This is a genomic window from Flavobacteriales bacterium (assembly GCA_020635395.1).
In the GTDB taxonomy this organism is placed as follows: Bacteria; Bacteroidota; Bacteroidia; order NS11-12g; family UBA9320; genus UBA987.
The window spans coordinates 26,644-48,381 of sequence record JACJZV010000002.1 but is presented as its reverse complement, the minus strand read 5'-3'; the positions used below and the strand labels follow the sequence as shown (position 1 = coordinate 48,381).

The window sequence follows — 21,738 nt, the reverse complement described above, 5'->3', positions numbered from 1 at the left end:
TAAACTAAAGGTTTTTAAACCTGAAATTGAATGAAAATCGGTTGAAATCCGTTTTGCCAAAATTTGTAAATTCCACCGCATAGTAGTTTTTCTCTTCGTCTTTAATGATAAAACAATTTGGGTCTATACGGTATTTTAGCGTTCTCGAATCCCAAACATACCAAGTTCGCCCGATATAATTCGGCTGATAATCGAAAATGAGGGGTTCTATTTTAAAAAAATCGATTTGGTTGAAGGTAATTAAGCTGTCTTGTATAATTTTTCGTTGATGCGGGTTTAATAGCACACCCTCGGCCAATTCAAACGATTTGTCGAGATGTTGCAAATAAAGCGGGTGTGTTTTTTGTGGTTTTATCGAATCACAATAGGTGGTAAAAAGCAAATCCCATTCGTCTTTTGAGGGTTCCAAATGTAAAATGGTTTTGGGGTAAAAAAAAGAAACATAAACGAAATTGAAACTATCATTTTTTGCTACTTCTATGCTTTTCTCGTTGCTATTATCCATGTCAGCAAAACTGATGGTATATCCTTTTTCGGAAAAAGTTTTGACTTTTATTTTCTTCATACCAAGCCATTCTCCATTTAAACCGTAACCCATATTTATTATATAGACCTGTCCAAAGCTTTGCGGGTTTTCAAAACTAAAATCTCCCCAAACGCCAATGCTAGTTTGAGCTTCTTCCGTTGAAAATTGTTCAAAAACCCACGGGTATTCGGGTTCGTTATATATTTTGTAAAAGTCGGAAGATTGGGTGTTGAAAGCGGCCATACCTTTTGTATAATTAAGCAATATGGTGTATTTGTCGGGATGACAGCTAAACGCCAAATCCCAGTCGAGAGTAGGGTTTTGCTTAACCACTTTTCTGTGTTGCAAACTATAATAAATCTGACCATTAAAGGGTCTGTAAAGGCTAAGGCTCTGTTCAGAATCAGGAAGTGGTTGTATGCGTTCTTCTTCTGTAAAGCAAGAACTTACAAAAATCATTACGATGACCCAAACGATATTTTTTTTGAATACAATCAAAATTCCGACACTAAAGAAAACCAAAATCTGCGGCCATAGTCAATGGATAGGGGTACTTTTCTGTTAATTTCACTGTCGCTTATCCGGTCGAGGTTTAAATAGGATCCGGCCACATTGAGCGTGTTTCCCAAATTTTTCACGCCAAATAATCCAAAAATATTTTTACCAAATAGTTTTTGTCTGATGGAAATATCTACCAACCAAAATCCGGCTTGATTGAAGTCTTCAAGCTCACCTAAGGCATTTTCTCGGGTTTCACTTCGGGGGCTTGAATATTTAGTTGCTGCCGAAAAAGTAAAGTTCAATGATTCGATAAGATAGCTTGATTTTGCCAAAAATTCTCGGTTGAAATAATAATTGCCCAATTCTTTTGGATATTGATTTATGCCGTTGTTGGAAGCAGCAAATTCAACAAACCAATTAACATCGTGGTATTGAAACTGAAAACTCTGTCCTATAAGTTTGGAGTGCTTTGAGTTGACAAATTGGTATAGCTGTAATTCAGGATTTACGCTCGCAAGCTGTATTCCGTTGCGGCTCGTCAACCAGTAAAAATTGGTTAAAAACGAAAGTTTTTCATTTGAGTTTATTCTCAAGGTGCTGTTAATTTGGTTAAAAATTTCTGATTTCAATTCTAGGTTTCCCAGTATGTTCAACGTTGGGTTTAGGTATGTGTAAAACATTTCGTTGAAGGTTGGAGTTCTGTATCCTTGAGCCATATTGACAAGTAAAATGGCTTGCTCACTCATCAGGTATTTTAGGCCGATTTCGCCAATGGGTTTTGTTCCAAATTTGCTGCTGGTGTTCAGTCTAAATCCAGTTTTTAGAAATAGATTGGTGTCTATAGCTAGGGTTGTATTTCCTAAAAAAGCAAGTTGGGTTATGTTGGTTTTGATAATATGTAATACGCTGCGTTCTAAGTCGCGTTGGTGGCTAAATTCTATGCCGGTTTCATAGTTAAACCGATTTTTCAGATTGTTTTTTGAAATTTTCATCTGGCTGAAAAATTCATCGTAATGCAAAATATCGAAAGCATTTTTCTCCGAATTTTCGGCACTCTGTAGCGTACTCAAAATTTTGATAGTATTCTTATTGGTCGATTTAAAATTGGTATATGAATGGCTGAAATCGATGGTATGATATTTACTCAGTTTGCCTTTGATGCCTCCATGAAATATTTGTTGTCGCACTTTTTGGTCGGTGTCATACACCCGCAGAGTATTGGCAATGGGATAGCCTCTGTCCTGAACCCGCGAGTCATTATGTTCAATCTTTGCAAAGGCAGACAGGTTGTTGGTTATTTTGTAGATGTGGCTGAACTGAACCGTGGTTTTAAGTTGTGGTTTCCATTGAAAAACCCGATTGCTGTCGTAGCCACCAACACCTGAAAAAAAGTATTGACCAAAAGCCAAGCTGGTATTTGTTCGGGCGGTGTTGTGAGCAATTTTGCCAAGTCCGTTTAAGTTGCCCAAACTGCTTGTGTTTACAGAAATTTTGGAATCCCAAAAACTATTTCTTCTGATTTTTGTGATAATGTTGATTGTGGCCAAAGCCGCATTTGAGCCATTGTAAACACTGTTGGAACCGGTCAATATTTCTACTCTTTCCACATCAAGCAGTGCAATTTTTGATAAGTCATATCGGTCAATAGAAGTTTGGAAGATGGGTAACCCATCCAATAAAATTTTGACATTTTTTTGGCCTGTTCCAGCATAGTTTAAGGCATATCCATCCTTGCCCAAATACACCGAAAAATTGTTGAGGGTATATTGCAAAAGGTCGTTAAGAGTTTGAAAATTAAATAGTTGTATCTGGCTGTGGTCGATTATGGTTATATTGTTAAACGATGTGCCGGATAAAACTTCGGCAGTTTGTCCGGTAGATATAAGGGTTTTGCTCGGCAATGTTGGCCTAATTTGTCCCATCGATTTGACAATGGAAAGCCCACAGAGCAATAACAATAAACCGATTTTCGACACCATTTCTTTCGAAAGCAAAGGTAATTGATACCCCAATTTTTCTTGTCTTTTCAATGTTATATTCTGTACACCATACTGAAAAAGTGGTCAGTATTCTGCAATAAGTATAAATGGTTTTCAACCCAAAAGTACATTTTTTTACCTTTGGTCGTTTGTAAATGGTGTCGTTTAAGCGGTTTCTATTTGTGGTTATTTTTGTTTTCCAAACAGTGTGTGTTTGGTCTCAAGAAAATTCATCGCTTCGCCAAAAACGTATTTTTATTAACCATGATACTGTTTTTTTTGACACGTTATCTATTGATTTAGAGTCGTTTGAGATTGAGGGAGTCGAAAAAAAAAGGTATGAAGTGCTGCCTCTACAATCTGCCTTGATTTGGCGGTCGGATACTTTTCCGAAAGACTCCGTGAGTATAAGCTACCGCGTTTTGCAATTCAATTTCAATCAAGTTTATCAAAAAAAGAATCCAAATATCATCAGTTATTGGTTTGAAGATGACCCCTTTGGCTATGTTCCGCAAAACGAAAAGTATTTAGAGCAAAACACCGATAAAATTCAAACCATCGGCAATATTTCGCGTGGCATTGGTTTCGGAAATAGGCAGGATGTGGTGGTAAACAGCAACCTCAACCTACGGCTAAATGGGCAGTTGCAAAATAAAGTGAATGTATTGGCCGCCATTTCTGACGATAATAATCCCATACAGCCCGAAGGAAACACCCAACAAATTCAGGATTTTGACAGGGTTTTTATTCAATTTCAATTTTTGGAAGACAGTGTTGGTTTGGTTGCCGGTGATTTTCCGATGGTTACGCCCAAATCATCGTATTTTATGAAATACAACAAAAAATCGAGAGGCCTGCAATTCAATTATTTTGACACAACCAAAAAGGGGCAATACGAAATAAGCGGAGAAGGAGCTGTAAGTCGTGGTCGGTTTTCGAGAAATATTTTTGCCGGAATTGAAGGAAACCAAGGGCCTTATAGACTCAAAGGTGCTAACGGCGAAACATTTATCATCATTATCAGCGGCACAGAGCAAGTGTATTTGGATGGCGAACTATTGACACGTGGAGAGCAAAATGATTATACCGTTAATTACAACACAGGCGAGTTGACCTTTATGCCTCGAAAATTAATAACTCAATACAGTCGGATTATTGTCGAATTTCAATATTCCGATAGAAACTATGGCCGCTCTGTTTTTAGGTTGGGAGGCAACTATTCGCAGGGCAAAATTTCACTAAGAACCAATTATTTTAGTGAGCAAGACAACAAAAATCAGCCGTTTCAGCAAGATTTGGATTACGAAATTAATGGCTCATCTGTTCGGCAACTTATTGCCGATGCCGGCGATGCTCAATATGTTTATATTCCTCGGTTTGAAGAGACATTGGAGCGAAATTTTAACCAAATACTTTATATCCGAAAAGACAGTTTGGGTGATTCTATTTTCGTTTATGCAAACCCCGCAGACACCGGTATCCTGTATCGTGTTACTTTTAGTTATGTTGGGAACGGCAATGGTAGCTATCGGCAAAAAATATCTACCACCAATGGAAAAGTATTTGAGTGGGTTGGTAATGCAATTGGAGACTATGATCCGGTTCAAATTTTGATTCCGCCAAAGCGGCTGCAAATGCTCACGGTTGGTGCAGATTATCAACTGAATTCTAAATCAAAACTGGGCGTGGAGTTGGCTCAAAGCAATAATCAAATAAATACGTTTAGTCGGCTCGACCACGAAAATGACTTGGGTTATGCATTGAAAACATTTTGGAAAAGCGAGCAATTGCTTACAAAAGACAGTGCAATCCCATGGAAACTTAATAGCACCGTATCTTTTGAGCAAACCGACAAAAATTTTAGATACATTGAGCGATACCGAAATGTAGAATTTGACCGAACGTGGAACAAAACACTAACAAACCCAACTGAGGGTCAGCAGTTTTATGGAGAAAAAATAGGCTTGGCTTCTTTTGGAATTAGTAAAGGCCAAAAAGTATTTCTAAACATAAACCAAATTTGGTACAACAGAGGCAATCAATTTGGAGGTTTTTCGCAGCAATATTCTTCTTTAATCAGATATCCAAAATTTGAGCTTAGTGGTGTTGTGGAAAATGTAAAAAGCAATTTACCTTCGGGTAGTTCTAAACTAAAAAATGATTTTGAACGCTATCAAGCGGAGGTTTTGAAACGGGGTAAATGGGTTTCTACCAAACTTAGCCATCAGATAGAAAGCAGCAAATTTGCCCTAAACGCAGACTCTATTTTGGCTTCCAGTTTTAGGTTTGAGCACAGCAAAATGAGCCTGTTTAATGGCGATTCGGGCAAAATGGTGTACAACTTGAATGTGGGTAGAAGGGTTGATTTTGTTGGAAATGATGGAGCTTTTAAAGAAAATACGGAAGGTAGAGATGTGAATTTCGGATTGGGGTATAATGCCGGAAACAACGCCCAGTTTGATTTGAATACCACCTATCGGCAATTGTTCTTTTTGAATGATACCGGCAATTTAAAACCGGAAAATACGCTGCAAGGTCGGTTGGAGGGAAGGTTCAATCTATTGAAAAAGTTGATTACTACAAATGCATACTATCAGTTGGGAACCGGGCAGGAGCAACGACGGGAGTATAGCTATTTGGAAGTGGGCGACGGAAACGGAAATTATATTTGGAATGACTACGACAGCAATGGGGTGCAAAGTTTGACTGAGTTTGAATTGGCCTCGGGCTATGATGCAGGACGAGCAAATTTTATTCGGCAGTTTTTGCCTGTTCAGGGTTTTATAAAATCATACAGTAGTGAGTTCAATCAAAACGTACGGGTTTCTCCAATTTTAGTTTATCGAAAAACCGATAAAAAATGGCTAAAAATGGTTAATAGATTCAGCAATACAAGTTCGCTGAAGGTGCAGAAAAAAGTAACCGACAACAATGGAAGCGATTTTTTTAATCCATTGGTGCAAAATGTGGCCGACACATCTCTTCTGACATCCAATTCATCCATTCGTTCCGTGTTTTCATTTAATCAGTCCAGCCCGGTATTTGGTATGGATTATCAATGGTTTAACACCCAAAACAAAACTCTTTTGATAAACGGAGTTGACAGCCGAAATTCGATTGAAAACAAACTCAAAATTCGATACAACATAAAAAGAAATTACGAACTGTCGTTGGAGGCCACAACAGGGCTTAAAAGCTATACATCTCAGTTTTTAGCCAATCGAGCGTTCGATTATACCTTGCAGGCGTTCAAACCCAAGTTGGGGTATCAGCTGCAAGCCAAACTAAGAGCAGAGATTTACTATCAATATTTCGAAGCTCACAACAAAAGGCGTTATGGTGGAGAGGCCACTTATAATCATGACTTCACTACCGAACTAAGGTATAATTTGGTAAACCAGGGAATTGTGCGGACCAGTTTTGGTTTGGTCAACATCAATTATTTGGGCAATGACAATTCACCCGTGGCGTACGAACTTTTGGCCGGATTAAAAAATGGAAAAAACCTAAAATGGGGCTTGCAGATAGAACGCCGTTTTTCGAACAGCATTCAAATTTTAATTAACTACGATGGCCGTAGAAGTCTCAACAATCCTATAATTCATATTGGCAGGGTGCAGGCTAGATATTTGTTTTGATGGAGAAGGTGTAAGTTAGATTTGGTTCGTGGATATAAATTATATTTTTCTAATATTGAACAAATTAAAAAAATGGAAGAATCATACCTTCAAAAAAAATACGCAAATGCATGGCAATTCATTCGCGAGGCAGGATTAAAGGGAATTGGTAAAATCATAAAGGTAGTATTGCTTTTTAGTGTTCTAAACATTGGCCTTTTTATTTGGGGAGTAGTAAAAGTGATTGGTGGCTCTATGGCAGGAGTGTGGCTGTGGGCAATGGCGTTAGTTGGCATAGGGTTGACCATTTATGCGGGATACAGAGCGTATAAATTTGCCATTAACAATGCCCTAAGTAATGTGTACGGTAGTTTTCGGGGGGAACTCGAAACCGCTTGTGAGGCGGTTATTAAAAAAGTAAGCGATCCAGAGGTGGATAATGATGCATTTGATTTTTTGGCATTGATAAAAGAGCGATTTGAGAATTTGCCAGGCATTGTTAAGAAATTGGTTGAAATGGTTATCGACAGAATTCCGGTGGTGGGCGTGGTGGCCGATAGTGTTAAAGACCTCGATGTGGGCGATGTGTATTCGGCTCGGGATAATTTGTATGCCAAAGTTGACGGCCATTTTACACAATACTTTAAATCAAATACCAATACTAATTTTGTGTGGTGGGTGCTGCTCTTAAACGTAGGTTTGCTCGTTGGCTTGGTGCTTTGGCAAACAGGAGTTTTGGGGTAGAGGTTTTTTTAAGCCAAATTTAAAAGAAGCGTCTTGCCGGTGTTTAACGACCGCAAAATACCATTTTATATTTCCACAAAACCATTGATTCCCATCAAAATTTAGTTGATTTGTAGCAATGGAAAATTTTGTTGTATCGGCACGTAAATATCGGCCAACCACCTTTGATACGGTGGTGGGGCAGGAGCACGTTACCAAAACGCTGATAAACGAAATTAAAAATAACCAACTGGCTCAGGCTTTTTTATTCAACGGTCCTCGCGGGGTAGGCAAAACCACTTGTGCCCGTATTTTGGCCAAAGAAATAAACAAAGAAAGCATAACCGACGAATCTTATGATTTTTCGTACAACATTTTTGAACTGGATGCTGCTTCGAACAACAGCGTGGAAGACATCAGAATGTTGAACGAGCAGGTGCGAATTCCGCCCCAGATTGGAAAGTACAAAGTGTATATCATAGACGAGGTACACATGCTTTCGGCAGCCGCTTTCAATGCGTTTCTAAAAACGCTGGAAGAACCTCCGCACTATGCCATTTTTATTTTGGCCACCACCGAGCGGCACAAAATTTTGCCAACCATTTTGTCTCGTTGTCAGGTTTTTACGTTCAGCCGCATAACCGTGGGCGATATTGTAAACCACTTGAAAAAAATTGGTCAGGCCGAGGGCATTGAAATGGAAGAAGAGGCATTGCACATTATTGGTCAAAAGGCCGACGGTGCCTTGCGGGATGCTCTTTCTATCTTCGACCAAATGATTAGCATATCGGGTGATAAAAAGCTGCGATATGCCGATGTGGTGAAGCACTTAAACGTGTTGGACTACGACTATTATTTTAAAATAACCGATGCCTTTCAAAATCAAGATATTTCTACTGCCTTATTGGCCTTCGACGAAATTTTAAATCATGGTTTTGATGGCCAAATATTTCTAAATGGGCTGGCAAATCATTTCAGAGATTTGATGGTGGGTAGAACCAGCGAAACACTCGTTTTGCTCGATGTTCCGCCACATGTGCACCAAAAATATATTGATTCGGCAAAAAATATGAGTCAGGGTTTTTTGGTAAATGCCATAAACATTGCCAATCAATTTGATTTAAACTACAAACAGAGTCGAAACCAGCGGCTGCATATCGAACTTGCCCTCATCAAAATGTGCTATTTGCCGAGTCTTGAAAAACTGGGCGAAAAAAAAAATGATTTAAACTTCGAGCAAAATAATACCGAAAAACCTGTGGCATCGGCTGTTTCTTCCGTTGCAGGTAAGGTTGTTGTTCCAACTTCAGCATCAACTCAGAATGTTGAAAAACCCTCCGGCAACGAATTTGAAAAAAAAGCGGAGGCTATAAAAAAAGTGCAGCAAGATTCTGAAAAGGTTGCCAAAATAGGCAGTTTGGATGATTTGCTGAGCAGCAATATCGAAGTGGTGAGCGAACCCAAAAAGGAGGTTGTTGCTGAAGAATCGGGTGTTTATCAGCAAAACAATACCGTTAGTCAGGATGCTTTGGATGATTGTATAACCAAATTTGCTGAGGCTTCAGAAAGCGGTATCATTCAGTCCATGTTTAAGTTGGTAAAACCAACTATTGTTGGGAATACGATTGAAATAAAACTAATAAAACAACACAGAGTGCAGTTGGAAGAGGTGCGAACCGATTTTGTTCAATTTCTAAAACGAGAATTACAGAACGACAACCTACAATTGGAAATTGAGGAGGTAAAGAAAAAAGCAGAAGGCACCAAAGCTTACACTGCTCAAGAAAAGTTTGAAGAAATGGCCAAGAAAAATCCTTCGTTAAAATTGCTCAAAGAAAAATTGAATCTAACCATTCATTGATAGAGTATTATCTGCTTAGTTCGTCTCTCCTACGCGAATAATCAAAGCCGTATTTAATGGCCAACTTTTGCATGTTCGCCTCATTAATACCATTGGCGGTAATGACATTTTCGAGGTAAAAAGCTTTGATGGTATTTTTAATTCCTACACCACTTTCAAAATAAATTTCTCCTGTGTTGGCATTGATAACTTCTAAATAATATACCGACATAGGAACTCCTTTTGCATCAACTCTGTTGGGGTCTTTATAGCTTTGGGTTTTGAGGTAGATTAGGGTAGAATCGCTCAATGTTGCTACGTTTTTTACAGAGGCTGTTACAGGGTCTTTTTTTACTTTTACGTATTCCACGCCGTCAACCGTGGCAATTTCGTTTTTGATTTTTACTTTTTGGGCATTGGCCACAAACCCTACAAATAAAGCAGTTAGGAGTATTATTAGTTTTTTCATTCTATAAAATAATATTTGCCTCAAATGTAATTGGATTTGGAAATTTTTACTTCAATCTTTTTTCGCGATTCATTTTCCATTTCTTTCTTATTACGTAAATTTCTGTTTTTATATACGGCCAAAACATAAAGATGAAAAACAATGAAATGAGCAGGAAAATAAGTTTTTGATATACTACGGCCATTACAATTGGCCCGATAATAAAGATGCAAAGGAGCGGATAAAAAACCAACTTTTGTAAAAGACGGAATCCAGAAAATTCGGATTTCGCCCAAAAATTATTTGCTCTTGTTGCAAGAATTTCGTTAGTCTTTTCTTCAATATTTTCTCCTTTCCATACGGCAATTAGAAGGTCGTTTAACGTGGAGTGGTATTTTTTTAACTTTCCGAAAGAAAGGCCGAACTCATATTCAATGGCATAGTTTATATTAATCATGGTTTGATTTTGATGATTGATTGCCACGCATTTGTATAAAATTATTCCATCCGAAAAAATGGTGGAATGGTAATTTTCTTGGTATTTTACGGTCAATTGGCTTCCAACTAATTCTGAAAAACAAATAATTACCCTCTCTAATTGGGCATTGTTTATTGAGTAAGGATAGATGACAAATCTTCTGTTCTTGACATAATTTTTCATAAAGAGCACGTAATTAACCAGAACAATTACACCAATGAAAAAAGAATATCGTAAGGGTGGGGTGCAACAATAAATGGCTATTACGAGGTTAACAATGCTATAGTAAGAGAGGTTAAAAAAAATATTTCGAGCCCTTTTTTTTTCATATTGCAACTTTTCGGTTTCAATACATTTTAAAATCAGCTCTTCATTCATGAAAACAAATTTAGCATGGAAGTATTGACTTTGTTTAAATTTTTATGATTACTCAATACCATCAAATGACCTCCTCCAGGAATAATTTCGGTGGCATTTACGCAACGAATAGGCAAAATTTTGTCGTGCGAGCCATGAATATGAACAACGTTGGGTGGAATGATTTCGTTTTGCCAAATCATCACGGCATTCATCGCCCATTTTAGAAAGATGGGGTTGGTGTCGTACAGAATGTCTGCCAAAATTTGTTTGTCGTGTATGGTTTTTACCCCAAAAAACCAATTGGTCATTGGGTTTGATTTCTTAAGAAGTGTTACAGGTAAAAGTTTATGCAATTTTAGTTTACCCAAAAGCCGATAGAACTTCGGAATTTCATGCTTGGTTTTGGCCGACGAAATCAATATCAGTTGAGCTGTGGGGATAGGTTTGGCTATTTCAACAGCCACCATTCCACCAAAAGAAAGTCCGATAATTATTGGATTTTCTTCGGTTAGTTGTTTGGCGATGCGTTGGGCATATTGGGATAAAGTTTCATCTCTATTTGGAGCAACCCATTGAATGAACGTATGATTAAATTCTTTAAAGTCAATACGTTGAAAGGCTCGATGGTCGGCTCCCAAACCGCTGAGTATGTAAATGTGTTTTTTCAGACAGTGCCAAAGGTATGGGTTAGAAAGCAAATTCTTGTTTTAGTGATGTCTCCGTTTCCAGAATTTCCACCATTTGCGTTTGGTAGGTATTTGTTCATTATAACTTGATTGAACTGCCCCACCAAGTATTACAATAGTTTCTGTTTCTCCTCGAAATGTCGCCAATTTGGTATTTAATTTTTGATTGACAGTTAGTAAAATGTGCTTTTCAAAATCCTCTGGAATGATTACAAATGACTGTTCATAAGGGGGGTAGTCGACTAAAATATGAATGGCTGAATTAGCAAGAGAGTCGGGAAGGTCAAAACTAAATGAACCGTCTTTTTGGGTAAATAATTCCCAAGAAATCTCTTGAATTTCTATATATGCGTTGGCCAATGACTCATGGGTTGTAGAATCCACCACCGTACCTCTTATTGTTATAGTTTTCTCGGTTTTAGGAAGGCTGTCAGGTTCTATATTTTTATCAACTGCCGAAGGCTGAACCACTTCCTGTCTCAATTCAAATTTTGTGTTAGAATCCTTTCCCTGGGCTTTTATTCCGGCTCCTAAAATTCCTAAAAAAGCAAGTGTTTTGTTGAGGTAAGGCATTCTGTAGTTCGTTTCTTTAATAATAGGTCTATTAAGCTGTGTTGCTCTAAATTGCCCGCACACATTTTTCCTATTTCGGAAAAAGAAACTCACCATTTCATCATCGGTAAATCGGGTAAAATCAATCACTTCTTTGGTGCATTGTCCACAATATCTACCATGCTCCGTTTTTGTCATGTCCTCCCATTTTTCGTGGCAAGGACTTGGCAGGCTGATGCTTATTTCTTTTTTTCTTGGGCTGAATATCATTTTGTGCAACGATTGTTTTTCAAAAATACGGACTACACATTAAGAAAAAATAACCTCTGGCCAACTGGATTGGTGCATTGGTAAAAATATTGAAAGTCACTAAGGCATCTTGCCGCGGGGCATTTATCAAAACCAAATTTGCCGAAGGCAAACAATTGGTTGGAGCGTATAAAAATTGGATGCATTTATCAAATAAAAATAGTTTCTAACCATTGGCACTCAAATGTATTACAGATTATTCGCTCGACGATCTCACAAGTTTGTATATGATTTTGGTAAAAATAATTTTATAACCTTAATTAGTCGAGAATTTTGAATCAGAAAACCAGCAATTTTGTTGTAATTTGTAAGCAAATGCGGAAACGTGAAGTAATATGAACGGTATAATAAACATAGAGTATCCCGAATTTTTAGCCAATTCACTCAAATTAAACACAAAAGATTTTACCAATGAGATGAAGACAAGTGCATTGGTAAAATTGTTTGAATTAGGCAAAATATCTTCGGGTATGGCTGCTAAAGTTTTGGGTCTATCACGGGTAGATTTTATAGAACTTTTGGTCAAATACAAAGTTTCTGCATTTGGGCAATCGACCTTTGAAGATATAAATAGTGATATTGCCAATGCCTAAAATCGTTTCAAACACAACTCCCATTTTATCCCTGCTCAAACTTTCGAAACTTGATATTTTAAAATCATTGTATTCAGAGATATTTATTCCAAATGCTGTATATCAAGAAATTGAAGCTGGAAAACACAAAGCATATTATCAAGACTTATCAAAAATTGAATGGATTAATATTGTTGAAATTGAGAACAAAGATGCTGTTAAGTATTTTTTAGATTTAGATTTGGGCGAAGCAGAAGCAATAATTTTGGCAACTGAGTTAAACGCTGATTTGGTAATAATAGACGAAGTATTGGGTAGATTTCATGCCAAACACGCAAGTCTAACCGTTACAGGTACTCTTGGCGTATTGGTAAAGGCGAAACGACAAGGAATAATAAAGGAGTTGAAGCCATTGTTTCATGAACTGAAAGAGAAAAACATTTGGCTCAGTGAAAAGTTGATAAACCATATTCTAAAACAAGAGAATGAATTACAGTGAAGTTTTTAGTATTTCGGTTTCCAGAATTTCCACCATTTGCGTTTGGCAACAATTGGGGCTCCATTTAATTGGCTTTCGGTATTTATAAAATTTGTAATTGCAAGAATTGGCTTTGCAAAATCTTCTGGCCTTATTATAAATGATTGTGTATAATTGAAGTATTGGACAAAAATAGTAATGTGCGAATTGGCTAATGAGTCCGGAATTTTGAAAATAAAATTACCATATTCATCCGTAAAAAGTTCATAAGAAGTTTCTTTAACGGAGATAATCGCGTAATCCAATGGCTCATGGGTTGTAGAATCCACCACCGTACCTCTTATTGTTATAGTTTTCTCGGTTTTAGGAAGGCTGTCGGGTTCTATGTTTTTATCAACTGCCGAAGGCTGAACCACTTCCTGTTTCGATTCAAATTTTGTGTTAGAATCCTGTCCCTGGGCTTTTATTCCGGCTCCTAAAATTCCTAAAAAAGCAAGTGTTTTGTTGAGGTAAGGCATTCTGTAGGTCGTTTCTTTAATAATAGGTCTATTAAGCTGTGTTGCTCTAAATTGCCCGCACACATTTTCCCTATTTCGGAAAAAGAAACTCACCATTTCATCATCGGTAAATCGGGTAAAATCAATCACTTCTTTGGTGCATTGTCCACAATATCTACCATGCTCCGTTTTTGTCATGTCCTCCCATTTTTCGTGGCAAGGACTTGGCAGGCTGATGCTTATTTCTTTTTTTCTTGGGCTGAATATCATTTTGTGCAACGATTGTTTTTCAAAAATACGGACTACACATTAAGAAAAAATAACCTCTGGCCAACTGGATTGGTGCATTGGTAAAATGCATTGTTCAACGAATCACATTGATTGTACCACTCACCGATTTATGAAAGGTTTTTTTGCCTTTGTAATTTATTTCATAAACATACACACCGCTGCTCACGGGTTTTCCTTTGTAGGTGCCATCCCAACTGAAATTTGGGTCGGTTGAATGATAAATTTTTTCGCCCCAACGGTTAAAAATGGACACCTGAAACTCCACCACACCAGCCGTTTTAACGCTGAAATAATCATTTATTCCGGCAGAACTGATGGGCGAAAAGGAGTTAGGAATAACCAAATACACAGAGTCGTCAACGCAAATTTCGACACTAAACGAATCGCGGCAACCGCCATTGTTTTGCACGTATAGCCAAATGGTGTATCGGTTGGTGTCAACCTGATAGACGTGGCTCAAATTGCTGGTGGTGCTGTATGCCGCCGAGGTGCTGTCGCCAAAATGCCAAATGCCACTGGTGGCACCCACCGAATAGTTGATTATTTGCAAGTCGGGGTCAAACGGGTTGAGACAGTATCCCGCCGCGGGACTGGTTATGAAATGGGCTTTTATGCGAGGATAGGAGGGGATGTAAATGCTGCTGTCTAACCGACAGTTTGTATAAAGATTTTGCACTGTAAATGCGTAGTTTAGAGCCACGGCAGCGTTAATTCTATTGGTATTTTGTGGCGGGGCGGTGTGCCAAGTTAGTTTGTAGGGATCGCTTAAAATAGGATTTACTTCTACCCAACCAACGGTGCCGAAACACTGGGTGTCACTTGTGGCGGCAGTTACTTCAATTTTCGGGAAAACGTAAATGAAAACACTGTCTCGCACGTTGTCAGAGCAACCGTCAGAAATGGTTACGGAAACCCAACCAGATGATGTTGGTCGTGTAAATAATGTTCTGTCTGTCGATGAAGAATTCGACCACGTATAGTTGATTGGTTTGCCAGAACCTCTTGAACCTCCGGCGGTTAAAGTGGCTATCTCGCCAAAACAAAGCGAATCGTCATCAAAAGTGAAACTGTGTTTTAATGTATCCAATACCCTTACTACCACACTATCTGCCGAATAGCACGTGGCAGTGCCAAATTGATATTTAATTTTATGATTTCCGGTTCCTGAAAAGTGAGGGTTAAACAGGCTATCGCCAAAGGTGGTGCCACTAAAAACTCCTCCCACAGCATTGGTTTTTATGATAAAGTTTGAATCTTTAAAACAGTAAATAGGGTTGAATCCTGTGATTTTTACTGTAGGTCGGGGCAAAACGGTTATTTTACTAGAATCTAAACAGCCATTTTTTGATGTATAACGAATGGTATGAACCCCAGTTTTGGCAATTTTAGGGTCGAAAACTCCGGCTTTTGTTGTACCTTTTCCAGCCCAACTTCCCCCTTTTTCTTTGGCATATAGTGTTATCGAATTGTCGGTTTCGCATATAGAAGTGTCGTTTTGAATTATTGACTGAGGGTGTACGAACATGATGAGGCTATCTCGGCATCCGTTGGCATCGTAATATATTTTGCTACCCCCCCTTCCGGCTGTGTCGGGGCCAAAAAAATACGTGCCAAAAACACCATTCCCACTCCAAACACCGCCGCCCGGGCTACGTTTGGTGGAGTTGAAGTCGAGAAAAAGATTTGGAGCCTCTATGCAAAATTTTAGTGTGTCGAAAGGCACAACGGTTTGTCTGACATAAACAATTTTTCGAGCCACGCAACCATTGATGTGGTAGTAAAGCGTATCGTTAAAAAAGGTTTTATTAAGTCCGTAAATAAACGAGGCATCATAAGTGCCTTTTATGGTGTCGGTCAAACCAACGCCTGTCCAATAGCCTCCGGTGGGCAAGCCTTGTGTAATATTAAATGGTGGAGCATCGGGGCAGGCTATTTGATTGCCTCGGGCGTTAATGGGTTTTACGTAAACATAAGCGGTGTCTTTGCAACCATTGGCATCATAAATCAATCGTTTATTGCCTCCTCCGGCTCGTGGCGGCAAAAACCATCCCGACTGAAAATCGAGGAAACCCAAGCCGTTCCAATATCCTCCCACTGGAGAGAAATTTAATTTTAACGAATCTTGCGATTGACAAACAGTGTCATACGTCTGCACATTTACAGGATAAACATTAATCGTTTTAGTATCAGTACATCCATTCCAAGTATAGGTTACGGTGTAGGTTCCCGTGTCAACGGGGTCAAAAATACCGTTTGACGTAATGTTCGGGCCACTCCACGTACCTCCCGCCGGACTGAAGCCTGTTACCATAAATGGGCTTGCACCCGGGCATGAAGCATTGGCAAATCCGGCATCAAATGCCGTGATATTTACCAAAACGGTATCGGTGCAGCCCGCAAATTGATACACACAGGTATCTATTCCGGCTCCCGCTTTTTGGGGGTCATATCGTCCCGAATTGGTGTTTGTAATACCTTTTCCAAGCCAATTTCCAGCAACAGGGCTTGCGGTCAATAAAAAAGCTGAGGCCGATTCGCAAACAGTGGTGTCGGCCTGTGCTACGGGTGGGCTAACCACTTCTATCCAAATGGAATCGGTACCTGGCACGGAGCTGCCATCGGAAACCGTGAGATATACCCAACCGCTTGTGCTGGGGCAATAGGTGTGCGGACCAAAAGTTCCGTTTATACCGGTTGACCATGCAAAATTGTATTTTGTGGAATCACCCCCGGTTACTTCGGCAGTTATTGCGGTGCAAGTGCCTTGACAAACCGTATCGGGGTCGGCTATTAGATTTACATAAATGGGGCAGTTGGTAATGTTGAAAGTTGTATCGGAATGTAGTTGCCATGCCGAATCGCATCGGTCATATTTTACTGCATCAAAATCAATTTGGTAGCTTCCGCTTCGGTCAAGTTTAGGATTTAACGAAAGTAAAAAACTATCAGTTTCGTTGTTGGCATCGCAATTTATTGGGGTTAAATTGGTAATACTTGGATTCAAAATTCCGGTAATTGTGAAGTTGCCTGCCGAAAGCGAATCACAATTCCATTTTTGGTCAAGTTTGATTCTTAATACGTTATCATCGCAAGAAACCGGTGATAGGGCAATGAATTTGGGTGGTAAAATGGGTATAACTTTGGTTGACCAACTGGCCTCCCAACCGCTGCACGGCACACTCACATCACTATGAAAATAAATGGTTAAGCAAGAATCACTGCTGGTAAAACTACCTGGGTTGTTGCTGCCACTAATTTTGCCACTCAGTTTTGAGGCAAAGGTATCTTTACCGTCAAAAATAATCATGTAATCTTCGTAATCTTCGGTGCAAAATGCCGAAAAAGTGAGTGTTATGCTCTGTGCACCCGGCACACATATAGTGAAAATGTAGTTTTCGTTGTGATCATAATTTCCGGAAATGGTTCCTTTTTCGCTGTCAAAAAAATTGCCTTTGCAGTCAGAGACTTTTCCATTGGTCATGTAATAATCGTTTTGAGCCAAAATCATTTGACTGCAAGCCATCAATACTATGAACCATAGATTTCTCAATTATCGCTTTATTGTAATTTCATCTGTAACAATAGGGTTGCTTGCATTTCCGGCACGGTCAGTCAGAATAAGTTCATAGGTGGTTTTTTCTTCGTCATTCGAGCCCAACAAAAAGGTGTTTTTTAGTTTGACAGTTAAAATTCCTGAAATGTCTATTTTAGAATCAATCGGAGCGAGCAGCGAAACATGCTGTTTGTCGGCATTTTGCAATCGTAAATCGTGTATAGAAAGTGTTTTTTGGTCAGGACTTTCTGTTCCTAAATCGCCATCGGGGTCGCTATATTTGAATGTGATTAAAATAGAATCAGAAAATTCTTTTACCTCACGTGGTTGTATGTCAACATACTCAATAAATGGTGGCCCAGGTTGCGAATCGACCAAAGTATATTCAGTGCAACCGTTTATTACCAAACCCATAAACAGGGCAAATACAAGTTTATTTAAGTTTAAAAGTTGCATATTGTTTTGCTCTAAATAAGGAGTTGTCATTTGGCAATTCGCTGTTGTTTACCCCATCCGATATTTGCGTTCTTATCCAAACCACATCGCCCGATTTCCAGTTGCTCAAACTGATGGTGGCTTTGTGGTAATATTTTTCGTCATCGCCAAAATAACCCGGGGCGGTGAGTGGTGTGGCAGAATATGTAAGGTTTTGACTATTGCTGCCATCAAAATCATTTGCGGATATGGATAAATCCAAACTTGCACCCGAAAGCTGGTCGGCACTGAGGCTTTCGTCTTCAAAGGCAAACCACAACTCAATTTGTGATGTTCCGGGTGGCACAGAAATGGGGTCATAAGTTCCCAACCGGCCCGCAAGATTGCCATTTATTTTGGCGGCAATTCCTTTTAGTTGCACCGGAAAATTGGAAGTTGTTGGCTGTTTTCCGTTTTGGTCGAGAGCACCATTGTCTATCCAGTTTTCAATGTTTTTGATGTATTCCTCTTTTTTGTATTTCCAATCACTGTTTGGCTCAGTCACCAGAGGCATTATCCCTGAGTTTCCGTTCAAATCTATCAGCAATCTTTTTATAAGCATACTATTGGCCGCACTGCCCGGAACCACCCGAGCGGTGAGTGGGTTTATGGCATCATTTTTAATTATTGGTTGATTAACCAAGGTGTTGTATGAAGATTGAATGGTGCGAAAATCCGGTTCAAAATTGCCATCATGACAACCAGAGTTTGCACACGTGGGTTTAAAAATGTTTTTGTGTAATCCTTGAATACTGTTTGGGTCTATGGCAACATTGTTGCCATTCACAATTTCATCTTCGGTGTCAACCGTTTGATTGTTGTATGGATTGGCCACATCGGGGTCGGAGGATGAGCAGGAAACAAAGGCCATACAAAAACCGAATAGAATTCCGGATAATATGATTATACCAGTATGTGTTTTGTATTTAAACATTCTTAATCTCTTAAATTCTATCAAACAATGAACGGGCATTCGACTCGATAAATCCTGCGTTTTGAACGGCATCTTTTATCCCGAAAATTTCTGCAATGGTCAATACATTGTCCGTGGTTCTTCCCACTTGATTTGATTCGCTTCCCACCACCAAATTGCTCGGCACATTTGGTCCGGCCAATATCGACCAAACTCGTTGGGTGTTCAAATCGCCACTGTGGTCGTAAGCATACCAATCATTTTCGTCTTGAATTGGGTTTGGGTTAAGATTTCTTCCGCACTCAGGTGTGGCCATCATAACTGTTTTTCCGGCCATTTCCGGAATGCTGTTTTGGATATAATCCCAAAGCCATCCAACACCGTGGTCGGCTCGGTGCAAACTTCTTAAATAGCCAGAGAAATTGGAATGACACCCATCCACATTGGTCAAATTTACCACCAATAACTTTGGTTTGAAATATTGCAACACCTCTGCTGCATAGGCAAGCGTGTTCATGTCGCCACCTTCGTTTACGGGTGGACTAGCTAAGGTTTTACTGGCTTGTTTTTCAAACATTACCTTTACAAAATCTTTGATTTTTAGTTTTTCTTCCTCTGAATTTCTAATGCCTTCAACCTCTCCGTTTTTTATGCGGAAAGTGTTATTCAAAAACGCTCGCATTTTGGCCATTGGCTCCAATTCTTCTTCCGGATGATAGATTTTTGCATTGCTCAAAATATCTTCTCCTTCTTTGCCAAAAGTGATGCTGGGTGCCACAAAGTTGGCTCCAAAGCCAGTTCCATAGCTGGTATTATCACTGCTGTTAAGTAATGGAAAGGAGTTGCCAATGCCCGAACCAACAAACCAAATATCGCTGGCCGAAAAGCCTCTGTGTTTTCGTAAATATTCAAAAATAGTGGGTTGCACAGGGCGTTTTTTTAGTCCTTGTGCAGTGGCCGTATTTCCGGTGAGTAAGGATACTAACCCCCCGTAGTGGCCGCCGTTTACGGCACGCACTTCAGGAAAAAGTAATCCTTGAGCTTGCAGAGTTTGGTTCAAAATTTTGGGTATTGGATTACTGCCAATTGGTTCATTGGCAGGTGTGGTGCCATACACTATTTTTCTGTCCGGAGGCGTGCCATTAAGCATGTTGTACATAATGTTTCCCTCAATATTTACATTTTGGCTTCCGGCTAAATATTGCTTCAAAACAGCTTCTTGTTGACGAACTCCTCCCGCAAAAAGTATATACACCACATGGTCGGCCAGCTCGGCATTGGTGCGTGCAAACAATCTACCCGAAGGTAAAATGTATGGGAAAGCCATTGTTCCGGCAGCGGTAAGTCCCACTTTTTTTATAAACTCTCGTCGTTTCATACTCTTTCCGCTAATAAAATTGATACTCATCGCTGGTGGCAAACGACATATAAACCACTTCCGGCGTTATTTGTGGGTTTGCTTCCAAATAATTTACAAAAAAGGCCACCTCCAACTCGGAGGGAATACGCACATAAAACTTTTTGTAGGTGTCTTTTACAAATTGTTCCAAATCCGCTCGCATTTCTTCGTTTGTGGGCACCACAGCTTCGCCCGAGTTCATGTAGTTGCTATAGATAAGTTCATTTACCAATACTTTATCACCTACCGACTCAATAACTCTCTCCGTGCTTACCAACTGCTTGCTGCTTATGGCTTTTTGATGCAGCGTGGTGTATAAAATAGAAATGTATTGTTTGTTGGTTTTTGCTCGGTCTTTGTCCAAGCTTTTATCGGTAATGTCCACATCATTTACATCAAATGTGGCCACTACATCCTTTTCGCACGAGGCAAAAAGCACCAGTGAGAAAAGGGTTAAAACAATTGTTCTAAAATTAAAAATCTGCATATTCATCGGTCACCATTATTTCTTTTTGCAATTGCTTAAAATCTTTTGTTTGTTTTAAATTATTAAAATGGTTTACAACATCTTGCGAAGTGGCTTCACGACTGAGTAAGCTAATGTAAGCCCATCTAATAAGACCTTCGTGAAACTCATCACATTCGGTTAGTAAGGTACAATACTCGGCTTTCGTACTCGCAAATCCACCAAGCAATGCACCTGTTTTGTTTTGTTGAATGATGGAATAGGCCGCATCAAACTCAGTTTTTGTTGGAAATCTACTGAACAAATCATCAAACGAGGCATTGACAAAGTTGAACGTATTCATGTTGATGTTGTCATAAACATTGTTGTTCATCATGCGTGCAAAAAGTTGGTTAATAGTAATGTCTCCACTTCTTAACTGGTATTTGCCATCCACCACGTTTTGGTTTCTTTCAATCAGTTCTAATGCGGCATATACCCCAATAGAGTCACCATTAAGTCTGGCAACTTTCAGGCTGTGATTTGCGTTGCCCACATATCTCAAAAACTCACTATCGTCTGCACCTTCGCACATTCGGGCTTTCATCACATCGTAAAGTCGCTGGTTGTATGCCACATTGTAGCTGCTGTCGCCAACTCGGGGGGCGGTGTCGTTTTGTAGCTTATTTATTAAATCTTCGCGAGATGTTTTGCTCAAATTTGCGTCTTTCAGGGTCTGTGTTTCAGCAGCAAGTTCGGTGTCTAATGCCGACCTTCCAACCAAATCAATAAATAATCTGTTTACGTAGTTTTCAATTTTGATGGTGGCAATGCGATGTGGACTTTTGGGGTCGTTGTTGTCAAAATTTACGTCTTCCGACTCTTTGCAAGAAAAGAGCGAAACTGCCAAAAACAGCATAAATACAGAACTTCTAAAACGCCAATTAAACCAATTCATTCGCTTTTTTTAAAGTAATAGCCTTATCCAAAAGTAAGGCTTTTCGCTGAATAATAAGTCCCGTTTTTTATAAAATAGTTGCATGGTGGCCAAGAAAAAATTTAGTTTTGACAAAATTTTAGGACAATAAAAGAAAATA

At 39.2% G+C, this 21,738-nt stretch carries 18 protein-coding genes; 5 read left to right on the top strand and 13 right to left on the bottom strand.

The genetic code is table 11. The features are described from left to right. Positions 1 to 4 precede the first annotated feature (4 nt). Together H6607_06505 and H6607_06500 are read right to left on the bottom strand one after the other, a co-directional pair. Entirely contained in the window at positions 5 to 985 is a 981-nt protein-coding gene (locus H6607_06505; GenBank protein MCB9262007.1) for a hypothetical protein, read from the bottom strand. A 35-nt stretch (positions 986 to 1,020) separates the two neighbouring features. Next, positions 1,021 to 2,949: a TonB-dependent receptor plug domain-containing protein gene (locus H6607_06500; protein ID MCB9262006.1), complete on the bottom strand. Its 1,929-nt coding sequence runs from the start codon at positions 2,947 to 2,949 to the stop codon at positions 1,021 to 1,023. Positions 2,950 to 3,161: 212 nt separating this feature from the next. Here H6607_06500 and H6607_06495 point away from each other — a divergent pair, with 212 nt between their 5' ends. The 3 genes from H6607_06495 to dnaX all read left to right on the top strand — a co-directional run bounded on the left by H6607_06495 (position 3,162) and on the right by dnaX (position 9,207). Continuing rightward, positions 3,162 to 6,644, top strand: a complete 3,483-nt coding sequence (locus H6607_06495; GenBank protein ID MCB9262005.1) for a hypothetical protein — start codon at positions 3,162 to 3,164, stop codon at positions 6,642 to 6,644. Between the two features lie 72 nt (positions 6,645 to 6,716). Beyond that, positions 6,717 to 7,367 carry a hypothetical protein gene (locus H6607_06490; GenBank protein ID MCB9262004.1) on the top strand — a complete coding sequence of 217 codons (651 nt, stop codon included), beginning with the start codon at positions 6,717 to 6,719 and terminating at the stop codon, positions 7,365 to 7,367. 118 nt (positions 7,368 to 7,485) lie between these two features. Then, positions 7,486 to 9,207, top strand: coding sequence for a DNA polymerase III subunit gamma/tau (gene dnaX / locus H6607_06485; GenBank protein ID MCB9262003.1), 1,722 nt, complete (start codon positions 7,486 to 7,488; stop codon positions 9,205 to 9,207). Positions 9,208 to 9,214: 7 nt separating this feature from the next. On the opposite strand, the gene H6607_06480 is transcribed toward dnaX, so the two are convergent. The 4 genes from H6607_06480 to H6607_06465 form a co-directional block, all read right to left on the bottom strand. After that, positions 9,215 to 9,655: a hypothetical protein gene (locus tag H6607_06480; GenBank protein ID MCB9262002.1), complete on the bottom strand. Its 441-nt coding sequence runs from the start codon at positions 9,653 to 9,655 to the stop codon at positions 9,215 to 9,217. Between the two features lie 46 nt (positions 9,656 to 9,701). Continuing rightward, the gene (locus tag H6607_06475; GenBank protein ID MCB9262001.1) at positions 9,702 to 10,295 is read right to left on the bottom strand and encodes a hypothetical protein; all 594 of its coding nucleotides are present in this window, start codon (positions 10,293 to 10,295) and stop codon (positions 9,702 to 9,704) included. Between the two features lie 191 nt (positions 10,296 to 10,486). Next, positions 10,487 to 11,140, bottom strand: coding sequence for an alpha/beta hydrolase (locus H6607_06470; GenBank protein ID MCB9262000.1), 654 nt, complete (start codon positions 11,138 to 11,140; stop codon positions 10,487 to 10,489). Between the two features lie 39 nt (positions 11,141 to 11,179). Continuing rightward, entirely contained in the window at positions 11,180 to 11,980 is an 801-nt protein-coding gene (locus H6607_06465) for a hypothetical protein (GenBank protein MCB9261999.1), read from the bottom strand. A gap of 374 nt (positions 11,981 to 12,354) precedes the next feature. Here H6607_06465 and H6607_06460 point away from each other — a divergent pair, with 374 nt between their 5' ends. Both H6607_06460 and H6607_06455 read left to right on the top strand, forming a co-directional pair. Then, the gene (locus H6607_06460; protein ID MCB9261998.1) at positions 12,355 to 12,612 is read left to right on the top strand and encodes a UPF0175 family protein; all 258 of its coding nucleotides are present in this window, start codon (positions 12,355 to 12,357) and stop codon (positions 12,610 to 12,612) included. Then, positions 12,605 to 13,090: a DUF3368 domain-containing protein gene (locus H6607_06455; protein ID MCB9261997.1), complete on the top strand. Its 486-nt coding sequence runs from the start codon at positions 12,605 to 12,607 to the stop codon at positions 13,088 to 13,090. Before H6607_06460 ends, H6607_06455 begins: the two co-directional genes overlap by 8 nt. Before the next feature lie 5 nt (positions 13,091 to 13,095). Here the strand turns inward: H6607_06455 and H6607_06450 are convergent, their stop codons facing one another. The 7 genes from H6607_06450 to H6607_06420 all read right to left on the bottom strand — a co-directional run bounded on the left by H6607_06450 (position 13,096) and on the right by H6607_06420 (position 21,599). Further along, the gene (locus tag H6607_06450; GenBank protein ID MCB9261996.1) at positions 13,096 to 13,836 is read right to left on the bottom strand and encodes a carboxypeptidase-like regulatory domain-containing protein; all 741 of its coding nucleotides are present in this window, start codon (positions 13,834 to 13,836) and stop codon (positions 13,096 to 13,098) included. A gap of 94 nt (positions 13,837 to 13,930) precedes the next feature. Next, positions 13,931 to 17,380, bottom strand: a complete 3,450-nt coding sequence (locus H6607_06445; protein ID MCB9261995.1) for a gliding motility-associated C-terminal domain-containing protein — start codon at positions 17,378 to 17,380, stop codon at positions 13,931 to 13,933. A 27-nt stretch (positions 17,381 to 17,407) separates the two neighbouring features. Next, complete coding sequence (locus H6607_06440) at positions 17,408 to 17,824, bottom strand: hypothetical protein (protein ID MCB9261994.1); 417 nt, start codon at positions 17,822 to 17,824, stop codon at positions 17,408 to 17,410. A gap of 19 nt (positions 17,825 to 17,843) precedes the next feature. Further along, complete coding sequence (locus H6607_06435; protein MCB9261993.1) at positions 17,844 to 18,818, bottom strand: hypothetical protein; 975 nt, start codon at positions 18,816 to 18,818, stop codon at positions 17,844 to 17,846. Positions 18,819 to 18,828: 10 nt separating this feature from the next. Next, positions 18,829 to 20,205, bottom strand: coding sequence for a hypothetical protein (locus H6607_06430; GenBank protein MCB9261992.1), 1,377 nt, complete (start codon positions 20,203 to 20,205; stop codon positions 18,829 to 18,831). Continuing rightward, positions 20,186 to 20,689, bottom strand: coding sequence for a hypothetical protein (locus H6607_06425; GenBank protein MCB9261991.1), 504 nt, complete (start codon positions 20,687 to 20,689; stop codon positions 20,186 to 20,188). Before H6607_06425 ends, H6607_06430 begins: the two co-directional genes overlap by 20 nt. Next, positions 20,670 to 21,599 (bottom strand): hypothetical protein, encoded by a 930-nt coding sequence (locus H6607_06420; protein ID MCB9261990.1) that lies wholly within the window; start codon positions 21,597 to 21,599, stop codon positions 20,670 to 20,672. Before H6607_06420 ends, H6607_06425 begins: the two co-directional genes overlap by 20 nt. Positions 21,600 to 21,738: the final 139 nt, after the last annotated feature.